This is a genomic window from Dactylosporangium sp. NPDC000244, assembly GCF_040300725.1.
In the GTDB taxonomy this organism is placed as follows: Bacteria; Actinomycetota; Actinomycetes; order Mycobacteriales; family Micromonosporaceae; genus Dactylosporangium.
This window is the reverse complement of record NZ_JBEPEH010000020.1, coordinates 85,529-99,130: the sequence shown is the minus strand read 5'-3', so window position 1 is coordinate 99,130 and position 13,602 is coordinate 85,529. Positions and strand designations below refer to the sequence as shown.

Genomic DNA, 13,602 nt, shown 5'->3' with positions numbered 1-13,602 from the left:
CGCGGCAGGACAGGGCCTAACGCGCCGCCACGATCAGGTTCGTCAGGAAGGCCACCGTGGCGGCCGGGACCGCGGCGGTGCCGGAGAGCGTCTCGTCGAGCCAGGACTCCCGGACGATGCCGTTGCCCCGCAGCGGGGCCACCGCGCCGGGGTCCGTCCGCCAGTGGTCCACCACGAGCGCCGCCCACTCGCCGGCCCCGAGCTGGGCCTTGCTGCCGCCCCGCACCCGCTGGCGGATCTTGCGGGCCAGCCGTCCGGCGGTGACGCGCGCGGCCGCGGCCCGGGTGCCGATGCCGCCCTGCCCGAGCTTGGCCGGGATGAGCCCGGAGTCGAGCGGCACCGCGGCGAGCTTCGGGTCGAGCCGCTCGATGAGCTGCCCGGTGAGCCGGCCGCCGCGCTTGTCGTCGGGCGACACCGCGTGCGCGAGCTCGACGAACCGGCGGTCGAACATCGGGTTGATGAAGAAGCGGTTGGTGGCCGCCACCGAGCCGTGCGCGCCGGCCCACCGCTGCATCCGCTGGAAGAGGTAGAACTGGTCGATCGCGCGCAGCCACTCGGAGGAGGTGCCCTCGAAGCCGGCCCAGATCAGCTCCAGCGCGTCGGTCTGCGCCCGAGCGGCGAAGTCCGGCTCCAGCGCCTGGGGCAGGACGGCCTCGTTGGCATACAACCGCCAGTTGGCCAGCTTGGCGACCAGCGCCTGCGACGTCGTCGCGCCGCGCGGCTGGCCGAAGTAGTAGAAGCCGCGGCAGGTCTCGCCGCCGAGCCCGGAGAGCCGGTGGCCCTGCTCCAGGTTGCTCTCGGCCAGCAGGAGCGGGGCCAGGGCGAGCGGGCTGGCCATGCAGTCGAGCGCGGCCGAGGCCTCGAGCGCCAGCCGCCACGCGTCCGCGGGCGTCACCGGCGGCTGGTCGTCGAGCCAGTAGATCTGGTGGTCCAGCCCGCACAGCTCGCTCAGCTTGGCCGCGTGCCGGGCGTCGGAGCCACCGTGCACGTCGACGGTGAGCGCGCGCAGCCCGGGCCGCAGCTTGGCCGGCACCGCGCACAGCAGCACCCGGGTGTCCTGGCCGCCGGTCAGCTGCAGCACCGTGGCCGGGTGGTCGCCGAGGTAGGCGGTCTGGAAGTCCTCGAGCAGCCCGGCCATCTCCTCGACGGCCGTCTCCACGGTCGGCGTCGCCCCTTCGAGCTGCAGGGACGGCTCGATGTACCGGCGGGCCCGCACCTGGCCGCCGGACAGCACGGCGAGCGACCCGGCCTCGAGCTTGAACACGTCGCCGAACACGGTGCCCAGCCCGACCTGCCAGCCCACGAGGCTCTGCAGCCCCAGCGCGGCGGTGTTCAGCGTCGAGCCGGCCAGCGCCTTGAGCGCGAGGGCGCTCGTCGACACCGCGGCGACGCCATCGCCCTGCCAGTAGAAGACCTGCAGGAAGCCCAGCCAGTCGGTCGCGACCACGGTCGGCGCGGCGGGGGAGGAGCGGTGCGCGGCCGCGAACGGCGGCACGAGCGCGGCCAGGGCCGCGCCGTCCACGCCGGAGCCGTCCTTGAGCAGTCCCGCCAGGGCGTCGGTGGAGACCTCGCCGGACCGGGTGCGCGCCGCGCGGCCGAGCCGGACCGTGAATCCGCCGGCCTGCTCCTCGACGCGGTCGCCCGGGTCCTGCGCGCCCAGCGCGACCCAGCCGTCGGCGCCGGAGAACACGGTGGCCTCGCCGAGGGCCGCGACCGCCGCCGGTGCCGGGGCGCCCGGCGCCGACCCCGGGGCGAACGAGACCGCGAGGAAGGACCTCACCGCGACCACCGCGCGGCAGGGAAGAATGGCAGCGCAGGACGCGAAAACATGGTGGCCATCGTAGACCTCACCCCGATCGGCCGGATGTCTCACCCATGACGCAAACCTGACATCGCGCGGGCCGCGACCTTCGCTGCGAATTGACAGGTTTTCGCGCCGCGGGTCTGTGGTTAACTCTGCGGGTGTTGCGTCGAATCTGGGCGAGGCGAACGCTGGCCGAGGCTTTCTCGTCACGGGAGAACAGCTTCGGCTTCCTGCGGCTCCTGTTCGCCTTCCTGGTCCTGCTGTCGCACACCTTTCCGCTGGGTTACGCGCGCGACGATCCCGGGGCCGGCATCACCAACGGCCAGGCCGAATTGGGCGAAATCGGCATCATCGGCTTTTTCGTCATATCTGGGTTCCTGATCACCCGAAGCGGGTTGCGCTTCGGGCTCGGCCGCTTTCTCTGGCACCGGGCCCTGCGCATCCTGCCCGGGTTCTGGGTCTGCCTGGTGGTGACCGCGTTCGTGCTCGCGCCGCTGGTCGCGCTGCTGGAGCGGGGCAACCTCAGCGGATTCTGGTCGCATCACGAGGGCCCCGCGCAATACGTCGCCAAGAACCTGTTCCTGGCGATGCAGCAATACGGGATCTCCGATCTCCTGCTGGACACCCCGTATGCGCACCGCACCGGCGACAGCGTCTTCGACGGTTCGCTGTGGAGCCTGATGTACGAGGTGGGCTGCTATTTCATGGTCGGCGGCCTGGCGCTCGTCGGGGTGCTGCGGCGCGCCAAATTCGTGGTGCTCATCATGGCCGCGGCCGGCTTCGCCGTCATGATCTACGACCTCATCCAGGCCCCGAAGGTGCCGGGCCCGCAGGGAATCCACGGCCCGGTCCTCGGATTCAACGGCCTGGACCGGTACTCGCTGATTTACCTGACGTATCTGTTCCTGCTCGGGGCGTTGTTCGAGCTGTACAAGAACCGCATCGTCATGAACGACGCGGGCGCCCTCGTGGCCGTCGTCGTGCTGCTGGGCACCGTCCAGTTCGGCGGCGTCGCGGTGCTCGGCTACCCGGCCTTCGCCTACCTCATCCTGTGGCTGGCGATCCGGCTGCCCCGGTGGCTGCGCGGCATCGGCCGCAAGCAGGACTACTCGTACGGCTTCTACATCTACGCCTTCCCGGTCCAGCAACTGCTGGCGCTGCTCGGGGTGCCGGACTGGGGCATGCTCGCCTACATCGCGCTCTCCACGGCCGGCACGTTCGTCCTGGCCGTGCCGTCCTGGCACCTCGTCGAGCGGCCCGCGATGGGCTTCAAGGACTGGACCCCGCGCCGCTCGCGCCGCCGGCCGGAGCAGCGGCCCGCCGCGGACCCGGCCGGGCCGCCCCGGGAGCTGGCGAAGGACGGCGCCTGATCAGCGCACGACGGCGGGGGACCAGGCGTCGGGGATGAGCACCCGAGAGGCGCCCGACCCGTCGGCCGGCACGACCCAGACGTCGCTGGCGGCCGGGCCCTCGCCGGCGCGCGGCAGGCCGTACACCACCTGCGAGTCGTCCAGCCACTCGATCTGGTCGTCCACGCTGCGCGGCTCGGCCAGCCGGGTCGCCTTGCCGGTGGCGATGTCGTAGACGGTCACGCCCCACTCGCCGGCGGGGCGCCCGGCGCGCTCCTTGAACGCGATCCGCTTGCCGTCCGGCGACAGCGAGGGGCACTCGGCATCCTCCCGCAGCGCCTCCAGCCGGCCCGTCGACATGGTGCCGCGCACCAGCCACGTCTTCTTGCCGGAGGCCGCGGTGGCGTAGAAGTGGTCGTCGTCGGCGAACGTGACGCCCCACATGTTGCGGTCCTTGGCGTCGATCGCCTTGCCGTCGACGGTGAGCGTGAACTGCTCGATGTTCGTGGTCTTGCGGCCGGCGATGTTCGTGACCAGCGTCTCCGTGGAGAACTGGCCCGGCGAGGAGTAGTCGTGGCCCGAGACGAACGTCGTGGTCGCGACCATCGAGCCGTCGCGGGACAGCCGGGTCCGGCTCGGCACGCCCGACAGCGGCAGGTCCAGGACGGGGGACCAGTCCGCGCCGAGCACCCGGGCGGTGTAGGTGGTGACGACGCCCGGCTTCGCGGCCAGGCACACCGCCTGCCCCTCGCGGGCGTAGACGCGGTCGCAGCTCACCGGCGTGAACGCGCGGGGGCCGGCGGGCGCGGTGAGCGGCACCTCGGCGACCTTGCCGTACCGCTCGCCCAGCGCCGTGCTGCGGAAGACGATGCGCGGCCCGCTCTGCACCGCGGTGAGGTCCTCGATGGTCGCCACCGGCGGAGCGTCCTGCGCCGCCTTGGTCTGGGCCCGCCGTGCGAACACGACGTAGCCCACCGAGCTGAGCAGGGCGACGGCGATGACGACGCCGAGGGCGATCAGTTTGGCGCGATTGCTCACGCGGCGGCCTCCGTGGTGGGTGCTGCCGCAACGGCCCGCAGCAGCCAGACGGCCACGGCCAGAGTGACGGCGAGCAGCCCCGCCACGAGGTAGAGCGCGTGGGTGCTGCCGAGCAGCAGCCACAGGCTGCCGAACGCCAGCGAGGACGCGAACCGGGCGAGCACGACCACGGTCTGGGCGGCCGCGATGCCGCTGCCACGCGCCTGCGGGTCGACCAGCGGGGTGACCAGCGCCGGCAGGACGCCGTCGGTGGCGGCGTAGTACGTGCCGATGAGGGCCAGCACGACGATCGTCGCCGAGAGGCCGGTGAAGGGGCCGGCCGCGAACAGGTAGACCAGCAGCAGCGCGACGTGGCCGCCGAGGAAGACGCGGGTCCGCCCGATGCGGTCGGCGAGGCGCCCGAACGGGATGGCCAGCAGCAGGTACGCGATGTTGGTGCCGACGTAGAGCAGCGGGAAGTACTTCGCGGCGAAGTGGTCGCGCTCCTGCAGCGAGAGGTAGAGGAAGCCGTCGCCGACCGTGAACAGCGCCAGCAGCCCGGCCGCGACCAGCGGGCGGCGCAGCCGCGGCCCGGTGACCTCGCGCAGCAGCTGCCGCACGTTCTGGGCCGTGCGCGCGGTCTTCGCCCGGTGGTTGGGCACGAAGAGCACGATGACGGCCACGCCCACCGCGGCGAACCCGGCCGAGACGATCCAGACCGAGTTGTAGTCGCCGGGCACGAGCAGCAGCATCGAGAAGGCGACCAGCGGGCCGATGGCCGCGCCGATGGTGTCGAGCGTGCGGTGCACCCCGAAGGCGCGGCCGAGCGCCTTCGGGTCCGACGAGTCGGCAATGATGGCGTCCCGCGGCGCGGTGCGCAGGCCCTTGCCGAGCCGGTCGGCGGTCACCACGGCGCTGATTGGGCCGAGGCTGTGCGCGACCAGCATGCCGACCCGGCTCAGGGCGGACAGGGCGTAGCCGGTGGTCGCGACCCACTTGGGCCGGTTGGACCGGTCGCTGACGTAGCCGCCGCCGATGCGCAGCAGGGCGCTGACGCCCTGGTAGAGGCCGTCGACGAAGCCGTACGCGAGCACGCCCAGGCCGAGCTCGGCGGTGAGGTACAGGGGCAGCACCGCCGACACCATCTCGGAGGAGACGTCGGTCAGCAGGCTCACGATGCCGAGCAGCACCACTGTCGTGGCGATCCGCGGGGCCGCCCGGGACGGCGACTTGGAGCCGGACTTGCCACCCGGACGGTCCCGCAGGGTCAGGTACATCTGGTGCTTCTCACCTTCGTGCGGCCCGCAGCGCCTCTACCACGATCTCCTGCTGGTCGGGCGTGATCTGGGGGAACAACGGCAGGGTCAGGATCTCCACGGCCGCCTGTTCCGCGTGCGGGAAACTGCCCTTGGCATAGCCCAGGCCGGCGAAGGCCGGCGTGAGGTGGATCGGGTAGGGGTAGTGGATGCCCGCGCCGACCCCGGCGGCGTTGAGCCGGGCCAGGACCTCGTCGCGGCGGGTGGAGGAGCCGTCCGGGCTCGCCTCCCGGATCACGTAAAGGTGCCACACGTGCTCGTTGCCGTCCAGCGTGACCGGACGGGTCACGTCGAGGCCGTCGAGCAGCTCGTCGTACCGCGCGGCGGCGGCCCGGCGAGCGGCGTTCCAGCCGGCGAGGCGGGTCAGCTTGGCCCGCAGGACCACCGCCTGCAGCGCGTCCAGGCGGCTGTTGAAGCCGACCACGTCGTGGACGTACTTGGTCAGGCCGCCGTGGCTGCTGATCGTGCGCACCGAGACGGCCAGGGCCTCGTCGGCGGCGACGACCGCGCCGGCGTCGCCGTAGGCGCCGAGGTTCTTGCCCGGGTAGAAGCTCGTCGCGGCGATGCCCTCGGCGCCGGCCCCGGCCCCGAAACGGGTCGCGCCCTGGCACTGGGCCGCGTCCTCGACGATGACGACGTCGGTCCGGGCAGCACTGGACAGGCCGGCCCGCAGCCGCTCGACCGGGGCGAGCTGGCCGTAGAGGTGCACCGGGACGATCGCCCGGGTCTTGGGCCCGACCGCGGCCAGCGCCGCGTCGACGTCGATGAGGTACGTCAGCGGGTCGCAGTCGACGAGCACCACGCGCGCGTTGATCCGGGCCACCGCCTCGGCCGTGGCGATGAACGTGTTCGCCGGCAGGATGACCTCGTCGCCGGGCTCGACCCCGGCCGCCCGCAGCGCGAGCTCGAGGGCGTCCGTGCCGTTGGCGACCCCGACGCAGTGCGCGACGCCGCTGAACTCGGCGTATTCGCGCTCGAAGGCCGTGACCTCGGCGCCCCCGATGAACGCGGTGTTCTCCAGGATGCGCTTGAAGCCGAGGGCGACGTCTTCGGCGACCTCGGCGTGGGCCGCCTTCAGGTCGACAAGGGGGATCATGAAGCGGAACTCCCAACGAGCTTGGAGAGGATGCCGACGATGTGATCCTGGTCGGCCTCGGTGAGCTTGTGGTGCAGCGGCAGGATGAGCGAGTCGCGGGTGAGCCGCTCGGTGTTCGGCAGGCCGTCCGTCGGCGGGGCGTCCTGGTAGGCCGGCTCCAGGTGGGAGGCCATGATGCCGCGCCGCGCGGAGACCCCCGCCGCCGCGAGCTCGGACAGCACCCGGTCGCGGCCGACGCCGAACTCCGGCGAGAGCAGGACCCAGAACGACTGGAAGTTGGACTCGCCGTAGGCCGGATCGCGCACCGCCCACAGCCCCTCGACGTCCGCGAGCAGTTCCTGGTAGCGCGCCGCGAGCCGGCGGCGCTGGGCCACCAGCCCGGCGAGCCGGCCCAGCTGCACCAGACCCACCGCGGCCTGGATGTCGGTCATCCGGAAGTTCCAGCCGGTCTCGAGGTAGGCCTCGAGGATCGGCTGGGCGCTCGCGTGCCGGTCGGCGGCGGAGACGTTCATGCCGTGCTCGCGCAGCCGCCGCAGCCGGACCGCGCGGTCGGCGTCGTCGAGGGTGAGCATGCCGCCCTCGCCGGTCGTGATGACCTTGCGCGGATGGAACGACCACGCCGAGATCAGCGAGCCGGCCCCGACCGGCGCCCCGTAGGCGGTGGAGCCGGCGGCGCAGGCCGCGTCCTCGACCAGCGGGACGCCCCACTCGGCCGCGGCCTGGCGCACCGCTCGCACGTCGAACGGGACGCCGCCCTGGTGCACCGCGATGATGGCGGCCGTACGCCCGGTGCGCACCCGATCCAGCGTCTCCACGGTCACGTTGCCGGTCTGCAGGTCCACGTCGGCGAAGACCGGCGTGGCCCCCACGTAGCGGACCGCGTTCGCGGTGGCGATGAAGGAGAACGATGGCACGATCACCTCGTCGCCCGGCCCGACGCCGAGCGCGATGAGCGACAGGTGCAGCGCCGTGGTGCAGGAGCTGACCGCGACCCCCTGGCCGGCCCCGACCAGCGCGCTGAACGACCGCTCGAACTCGGCCACGCGCGGGCCCTGGGCGACCCATCCGCTGCGCACGGCGTCGGCGGCGGCCTGGGCCTCCTCCTCGCCCAGCATCGGGATCATCACCGGAATGGTGGCGCTCATGCGCTCGCCCCGCCCGCGGGCTGGTCGGCGAAGCGCTCGGCCCGCCACCACTCGACGAGGGCCTGCAGGCCCTCGTTCATGCTGAGCTCGGTGCGGAACCCGAGCTTCTGCTCGGCGTGCGAGGTGTCGGCCAGGCGCCGCGTGACGCTGTTGACGGTGCGGGCCGGCCCGTGCTCTGGGCTCAGGTCCGACTTCATCACGGCCCCCAGCGCGGCGGCCAGCTCCTTGAGGCTGGTCTCCTCGCCGCTGGCGATGTTGAACACGTCGTCGGTCACGTCGGCCTCGGCGGCGAGAATGTTCGCGCGCGCGATGTCGGCGACGTGGACGAAGTCCATCGTCTGCAGCCCGTCGCCGAGGATCAGCGGCGGCGTGCCCGACTCGATGCGCTCCATCCACCGGATGAGCACCTCGGTGTACAAGCCGTGCACGTCCATGCGCGGGCCGTACACGTTGAAGTAGCGCAGCGCGACGTAGTCCAGCCCGTACATCGCGTGGAAGCTGCGCAGCATGCCCTCGTTGAAGGCCTTGGCCGCGCCGTAGAACGTGTCGTTGTTGTACGGGTGGTGGCGCTCGGTGGTCGGGAACTGCTCGGCCAGGCCGTACACCGACGCCGACGAGGACGCGACGACCTTGCGCACGCCGGCCGCCTGGGCCGCCTCGAGCACGTTGAAGGTGCCGTCCACCAGCACCTCGTTGGCCAGGCGCGGCTCGCTGGCGCACTGGGTGATCCGGATGGCCGCGAGGTGGAAGACGAGGTCGATGCCCTGGCTGAGCTCGTGCACCAGCGCGGCGTCGCGGATGTCGCCCTCGACCACGCGGACCGGCCCGTTGGCGCTCGCCCAGGCCAGGTTGGCCATCCGGCCCCGCACCAGGTTGTCCAGGACCACGATGTCGGCGGCCCCGCCCTGCGCGAGCAGGTCGACCACGTGGGAGCCGATGGTGCCGGCGCCCCCGGTCACCAGGACGCGCGCTCCGCGAATCGGCACAGACGCATTGCCCATCAGTCTTCACCCTCCAGGGGGACAGCCACTCCGCCGTCGGCGAGGCTACGCGACGCGGCCTCCAGGATCTCCAGGACCCGCAGCCCCGCCCGCCCGTCGGTGAGCGACGGCACACCGGTGCGGATGGCGGACGCGAACGCGGTGACCATCTGCCCGAGCGCCTCCTTCTCGGTCAGCGCGGGCGCGAGCATGTCGCCGGAGCGGTACGAGATCTGCATCTCGCGGCGCTGGTCCGGGGCGAGCTCGTCCGGCGCGGCGACCTCGACGCCCCGGTCGTAGATGGCGATGCGCTGGGTCGGGCTGAGGTCGTCCCACACCAGCGTCCGCTTCGAGCCGCCGACGATGGTCGTGCGCACCTTGATCGGCGAGAGCCAGTTGACGTGCACGTGCGCGATGGCACCGGTGTTGAGCTGCAGCGTGAGGTAGGCGACACAGGCGCGGCCGGCGCCGATCGGGTCCGCGCCGTGCGCGCTGACCGAGACCGGGCGCACGCCGTCGGGCAGCACGAAGTCCAGGATGGACAGATCGTGCGGGGCGAGGTCCCACAGCACGTCGATGTCGCGCTGCACCAGGCCGAGGTTGATCCGTACGGAATCCAGATAGTGCAGCTCGCCCAGCTCACCGCTCTGGACGGCCTCGCGGATCCGGGTCACCGCCGGGGTGTAGCAGTAGGTGTGGTCGCACATGAGGGCGAGGCCGCGGTCTTCGGCCTCGGCCACCAGCCGGCGCCCCTCCGCGACCGTGGCCGCCAGCGGCTTCTCGACGAGCACGTGCTTGCCCGCCCGCAGCGCGGCGAGCGCCACGTCCACGTGCGTGCCCGCGGGGGTGGCGATGGCGACGGCCTGTACGCCCGGGTCGGCGAGCACGGTGGACAGGTCGTTCGTGGCCTCGACCGTGGAGTAGCCGCCCAGCACCCGCCGGGCACGCGTGACGTCCAGGTCGCACAGCGCTCGCAACCGGAAGGACGGCGATGCCATGAAGTTGCGCACGAGATTCGGCCCCCAGTAGCCGGCCCCCACGACGGCTACGCCGATCGGCTCAGAGTCGGCCTGGACGTTTGTTGAATTCACACATACTCGATTCGGTCAACCCGACATAGGCCGAGAGGTGGACGATTTCCGGCACAACGTGTTGAGCACGACACGCACGCGGCACGGGCAAGCTACCGCTACAGTCAAGCAATGGCGCGGCACTGACGGAAATCTGGCACAGTGATCCTTTTCCTGCAACGTGTTGAGCAGCCATCTTCCGTCGTGAATAAAGATGATCGTGGCCGTGACGGTCGTGGATTCCAGCCGGTCGGCCGAGTTGTGCGGACGCCCTAAGCGCCCTGCGGCCGCCCCCGCGGGATGGCGGCCCGTGAATGGACACGGATTGAAAGTCGCATACACTGCGACGAACTTGGAACTGAGCTAGCCGCGGCTTGATTGCCATCCTTAGGGGGACATGGCCAATGGTGCACTCGAATCAGGGCAGGCGACTGGGCCGCAGAGGATTGATTCTGATCGCTGCATCCGGGGCGCTGCTCCTCGCGGGGGCCGGGCTGTGGGTGGTGACCAGCCGGGCCAGCTCCGTGCCGAAGTGCGCGCCGGGCCAGAGCGCGGCCGATTGCCGGGCGCTCACCGGCGGCTCGGGGTCGGCCGGCGGGGACTCGTCGGAGCAGCTGGGCGACGGGGCCGATCCGGGCAAGGCGGGGTTCGGCAGCGCAAAGCCGTCCGGCAGCGCCGCCGGTGCGTCCGCGGCCGGCGGGAGCGGGGCCGGTGGCGGCACCGCCAGCGGAAAGTATCCGGCCCGCTACTCGGTGGGTGCGCCGGGCGTCGGCAAATACAAGCAGTCCGACGCGAAGCTTCCGGTGCCGCCCGGTTATCAGGAAGTGGCGGCGAGCGACAGCCAGAGCAAGGCGTACAACCTGTACACCTGCGGGAACGTCACCCTTGATCACAAGTACATCCACGGCTTCATTTACATCGGCACGGACTGTCACGGCACGGTCAACATCACGAACTCGATTATCGCGCCGCCGCCGGGTTCGAATCAGCGCGCGATTCTCGTCAACGCCAACGGCTCGGGCAAACTGACGCTGAACATATCCAACACCACCATCCGCCCGGAGCCGGTCGGTTTGGGACAGAAGAGCGGGTCGCTCAACGACCACGCGATCAATGACTGCGGGACGTGCACCATCCACCTGAACCGGGTCGACGTGGCCAATACCGGCGGTATGTGCCTGTGCGGCCAGAATGTCACGATCGAGAACAGCTGGTTGCACGACAACTACATCGCCAACCTGACCGACCCGTCGGCGGCACACACCGGGGGCGTGTTCCCGTACGGCGGCACCGGCCCGCTGACGATCAAGAACAGCCGGCTGGAGCCGGGCGTCAACGCCTACACCGGCCAGGAGATCCCGAACTACTGGCAGGCCATCACGGCGGTGCTGTTCACCCAGAGCTCCGGCGGCTCGACGCTGACCAACTACAGCGTCACCGACAGCTTCATCTCGCTCGGCGCCTACGGGTTCTACGCCCAGGACGGCCAGAACCTGCGGGTCCGCGGCAACGTCTTCGGCCCGACGCACTGGGGCCGCACCGGCCCCTGCTCCGGTGGCTGCAAGGTGACCTACTCCGAGTGGGCCGACAATGTGGCCGGCTCCATCGACGGAACGCCGACGGGCGAGCAGGTGCAGAAGCCGTCCTGATCCATGTGATCACCACAACACCTGGTCGCGAGTCGGATTTGAGACTGCCTCGCGTGATTTTCTGCTCTTGAGACCGACTCTTTCCAGGCCGGTGGCCCGGTATTGTTGCGCACCGGTCGCCGGTCATCGGCCGGTGTAGCCGCGCGATTTCCACGCATTTGCATATAACGCTGGGGAGGAAAGTCCTATGGTGTCGACGGCATCCCCGCCGGCCCGGATCGCCTTCAGCCCGACCGCCCCGGCCGCCGGAGACGAACGGCTGACCGGCCGGCCCGGCGAACCCGATGACCACCGGCTCTACCGCCGGATGCGCTTCATCCGCCGGTTCGAGGAGACCCTGCTGGCCCTCTTCGAGGAGGGGGTGCTCAACGGCACCACGCACGCCTGCATCGGCCAGGAGGCCGACGCGGTCGCCGTGATGGAGCACCTGTCCGACGTGGACCACGTCTTCAGCAACCACCGCTGCCACGGCCACTACCTCGCCCGCACCGGCGACGCGCTCGGCCTGCTCGCCGAGATCATGGGCAAGGAGGCGGGCGTGTGCCGCGGCAAGGGCGGCAGCCAGCACATCTGCGCGCCCGGGTTCAAGTCCAACGGCGTGCAGGGCGGCATCGTCCCCGCGGCCGCGGGCATCGCGATGGCCGGCCAGCTCGACGGCTCCGACATGGTGAGCGTGGTGTTCATCGGCGACGGCACCCTCGGTGAGGGCGCCGTGTACGAGACCATGAACATGGCCTCGCTGTGGCGCCTGCCCCTGCTGGTGGTGTGCGAGGACAACCGGTGGGCCCAGAGCACCCCGGTCGAGGCGAACCTCGCCGGCGGCATGACCGCCCGGTTCGAGGCGTTCGACGTGCCGGTCCGCGAGATCGACAGCACGGACGTGCTCGAGCTGCGCGAGGCCGCCCGCGCCGAGCTCGACGCGGTCCGCGCCGGCGGCGGCCCCCGCGTGCTGCTCATCCACACCTACCGGCTGTGCCACCACTCGAAGAGCGACGACGAGCGCCCCGCCGAGGAGATCGCCGCGCACTGGCTCGTGGAGCCGCTGGTCGTGCACGGGCGCCGGCTCGCCGACGCCGACCGGCGCGCGATCGACGACGAGGTGGAGCTGGCCCTGGCCGAGGTGGTCGCGACGGCGAGGAACCTGCCATGATCTTCGCGAAGGAACTGGGCGACGCGCTGCGCGGGTGCCTGACCGACGACCCGCGCGTGGTCGTGCTCGGCGAGGACATCGCCGACCCGTACGGCGGGGCGTTCAAGGTGACCCGCGGCCTGTCGACGGACTTCCCGGCCCGGGTCCGGACCACCCCGATCAGCGAGGGGGCCGTCGCCGGGATCTCGGCCGGGCTCGCGCTGGCGGGCTACCGGCCGATCGCCGAGATCATGTTCGGCGACTTCCTGACGCTGGTCTTCGACCAGGTCGTCAACCACATCGTGAAGTACCAGGCCATGTACGCCGAGCAGGCGACGTGCCCGGTCGTCATCCGGGCGCCCTCGGGCGGGCACCGCGGCTATGGGCCCACGCACAGCCAGAGCCTCGAGAAGCACTTCCTCGGCGTGCCCCATCTGCGCGTCGTCGCGGCCTCGCTGTACCACGACCCGAAGACCGTCTTCGCCGACTTCCTGGGCCAGGACAGCCCGGTGCTCTACATCGAGCACAAGCTGCTCTACCCGCAGCACCTCACGCTGCCCAGCGGCGGCGCGGTGGGCGACCTGATCGCCACCCACGACGCGGGCCCCGGCGCGCTGCCGACCGTCCGGCTCTCCGCGGTGCCGCGCGAGGACTGCACGATGACCGTGCTCGCCTACGGCTACCAGGCGCTGCTCGCCGCCCGCGTGATCGAGCGGCTGGCCGTCGAGGAGGAGATCTTCGCCGAGCTGCTGGTGCCGGCCCAGATCGCCCCGATGGACTGGGCGCCGGTGGAGCGGTCGGTGCGCGCCACCGGGCAGCTCATCACCGTCGAGGAGGGGGTGAGCGGCTGGTCCTGGGGGACCGAGGCCGCCGCCGTCGTCTCCGAGCGGCTCTTCGGCGAACTGCGCCGCCCGGTCCGGGTCGTCGCCAGCGACCCGACGATCATTCCGTCGTCGAAGTCGCAGGAAAGCCTGATGCTCGTCGGTGAACACCAGATCGAAGCGGCCATCCGCGCCGCTGCCTGACGTTTTTTTGTGCTTTGAGGAG

General features: G+C 71.4%; 11 protein-coding genes. 4 read left to right on the top strand and 7 right to left on the bottom strand.

Going from position 1 to position 13,602, the window contains the following annotated elements:
* Nucleotides 1-16: 16 nt before the first annotated feature.
* Entirely contained in the window at nt 17-1,780 is a 1,764-nt protein-coding gene (locus tag ABT369_RS27720; protein ID WP_350616218.1) for an asparagine synthetase B family protein, read from the bottom strand.
* 182 nt (nt 1,781-1,962) lie between these two features.
* On the opposite strand from ABT369_RS27720, the gene ABT369_RS27715 reads away from it, so the two are divergent.
* Nucleotides 1,963-3,174, top strand: coding sequence for an acyltransferase family protein (locus ABT369_RS27715; protein WP_350616217.1), 1,212 nt, complete (start codon nt 1,963-1,965; stop codon nt 3,172-3,174).
* Here ABT369_RS27715 and ABT369_RS27710 read toward each other — a convergent pair whose 3' ends face one another.
* From ABT369_RS27710 to ABT369_RS27685, 6 genes are read right to left on the bottom strand one after another with little or no spacing between them, the layout of a single operon-like run.
* Nucleotides 3,175-4,191, bottom strand: a complete 1,017-nt coding sequence (locus tag ABT369_RS27710) for a TolB family protein (RefSeq protein WP_350616215.1) — start codon at nt 4,189-4,191, stop codon at nt 3,175-3,177.
* Complete coding sequence (locus ABT369_RS27705; RefSeq protein ID WP_350616214.1) at nt 4,188-5,447, bottom strand: MFS transporter; 1,260 nt, start codon at nt 5,445-5,447, stop codon at nt 4,188-4,190. The genes ABT369_RS27710 and ABT369_RS27705 overlap by 4 nt, the downstream gene beginning before the upstream one ends.
* A 10-nt stretch (nt 5,448-5,457) precedes the next feature.
* Nucleotides 5,458-6,582, bottom strand: coding sequence for a DegT/DnrJ/EryC1/StrS family aminotransferase (locus ABT369_RS27700; protein WP_350616213.1), 1,125 nt, complete (start codon nt 6,580-6,582; stop codon nt 5,458-5,460).
* On the bottom strand, nt 6,579-7,727 hold the full coding sequence (locus tag ABT369_RS27695; RefSeq protein ID WP_350616211.1) for a DegT/DnrJ/EryC1/StrS family aminotransferase: 1,149 nt from the start codon (nt 7,725-7,727) through the stop codon (nt 6,579-6,581). Before ABT369_RS27695 ends, ABT369_RS27700 begins: the two co-directional genes overlap by 4 nt.
* A complete protein-coding gene (locus ABT369_RS27690) occupies nt 7,724-8,728 on the bottom strand; it encodes an NAD-dependent epimerase/dehydratase family protein (RefSeq protein WP_350616210.1) in 1,005 nt (334 codons plus the stop codon). The genes ABT369_RS27695 and ABT369_RS27690 overlap by 4 nt, the downstream gene beginning before the upstream one ends.
* Nucleotides 8,728-9,798, bottom strand: coding sequence for a Gfo/Idh/MocA family protein (locus tag ABT369_RS27685; protein WP_350616208.1), 1,071 nt, complete (start codon nt 9,796-9,798; stop codon nt 8,728-8,730). Before ABT369_RS27685 ends, ABT369_RS27690 begins: the two co-directional genes overlap by 1 nt.
* 383 nt (nt 9,799-10,181) lie before the next feature.
* On the opposite strand from ABT369_RS27685, the gene ABT369_RS27680 reads away from it, so the two are divergent.
* The 3 genes from ABT369_RS27680 (at nt 10,182) to ABT369_RS27670 (ending at nt 13,580) form a co-directional block, all read left to right on the top strand.
* On the top strand, nt 10,182-11,426 hold the full coding sequence (locus ABT369_RS27680; RefSeq protein ID WP_350616207.1) for a hypothetical protein: 1,245 nt from the start codon (nt 10,182-10,184) through the stop codon (nt 11,424-11,426).
* 187 nt (nt 11,427-11,613) lie between these two features.
* On the top strand, nt 11,614-12,576 hold the full coding sequence (locus ABT369_RS27675) for a thiamine pyrophosphate-dependent dehydrogenase E1 component subunit alpha (protein WP_350616205.1): 963 nt from the start codon (nt 11,614-11,616) through the stop codon (nt 12,574-12,576).
* Nucleotides 12,573-13,580: an alpha-ketoacid dehydrogenase subunit beta gene (locus ABT369_RS27670; RefSeq protein ID WP_350616203.1), complete on the top strand. Its 1,008-nt coding sequence runs from the start codon at nt 12,573-12,575 to the stop codon at nt 13,578-13,580. Before ABT369_RS27675 ends, ABT369_RS27670 begins: the two co-directional genes overlap by 4 nt.
* Nucleotides 13,581-13,602 lie beyond the last annotated feature (22 nt).

Coding starts and splice junctions, on each gene's coding strand:
- ABT369_RS27705 (WP_350616214.1), bottom strand. CDS start 5,447: ATGTACCTGACCCTGCGGGACCGTCCGGGTGGCAAGTCCGGCTCCAAG.
- ABT369_RS27700 (WP_350616213.1), bottom strand. CDS start 6,582: ATGATCCCCCTTGTCGACCTGAAGGCGGCCCACGCCGAGGTCGCCGAA.
- ABT369_RS27695 (WP_350616211.1), bottom strand. CDS start 7,727: ATGAGCGCCACCATTCCGGTGATGATCCCGATGCTGGGCGAGGAGGAG.
- ABT369_RS27690 (WP_350616210.1), bottom strand. CDS start 8,728: ATGGGCAATGCGTCTGTGCCGATTCGCGGAGCGCGCGTCCTGGTGACC.
- ABT369_RS27680 (WP_350616207.1), top strand. CDS start 10,182: ATGGTGCACTCGAATCAGGGCAGGCGACTGGGCCGCAGAGGATTGATT.
- ABT369_RS27675 (WP_350616205.1), top strand. CDS start 11,614: ATGGTGTCGACGGCATCCCCGCCGGCCCGGATCGCCTTCAGCCCGACC.
- ABT369_RS27670 (WP_350616203.1), top strand. CDS start 12,573: ATGATCTTCGCGAAGGAACTGGGCGACGCGCTGCGCGGGTGCCTGACC.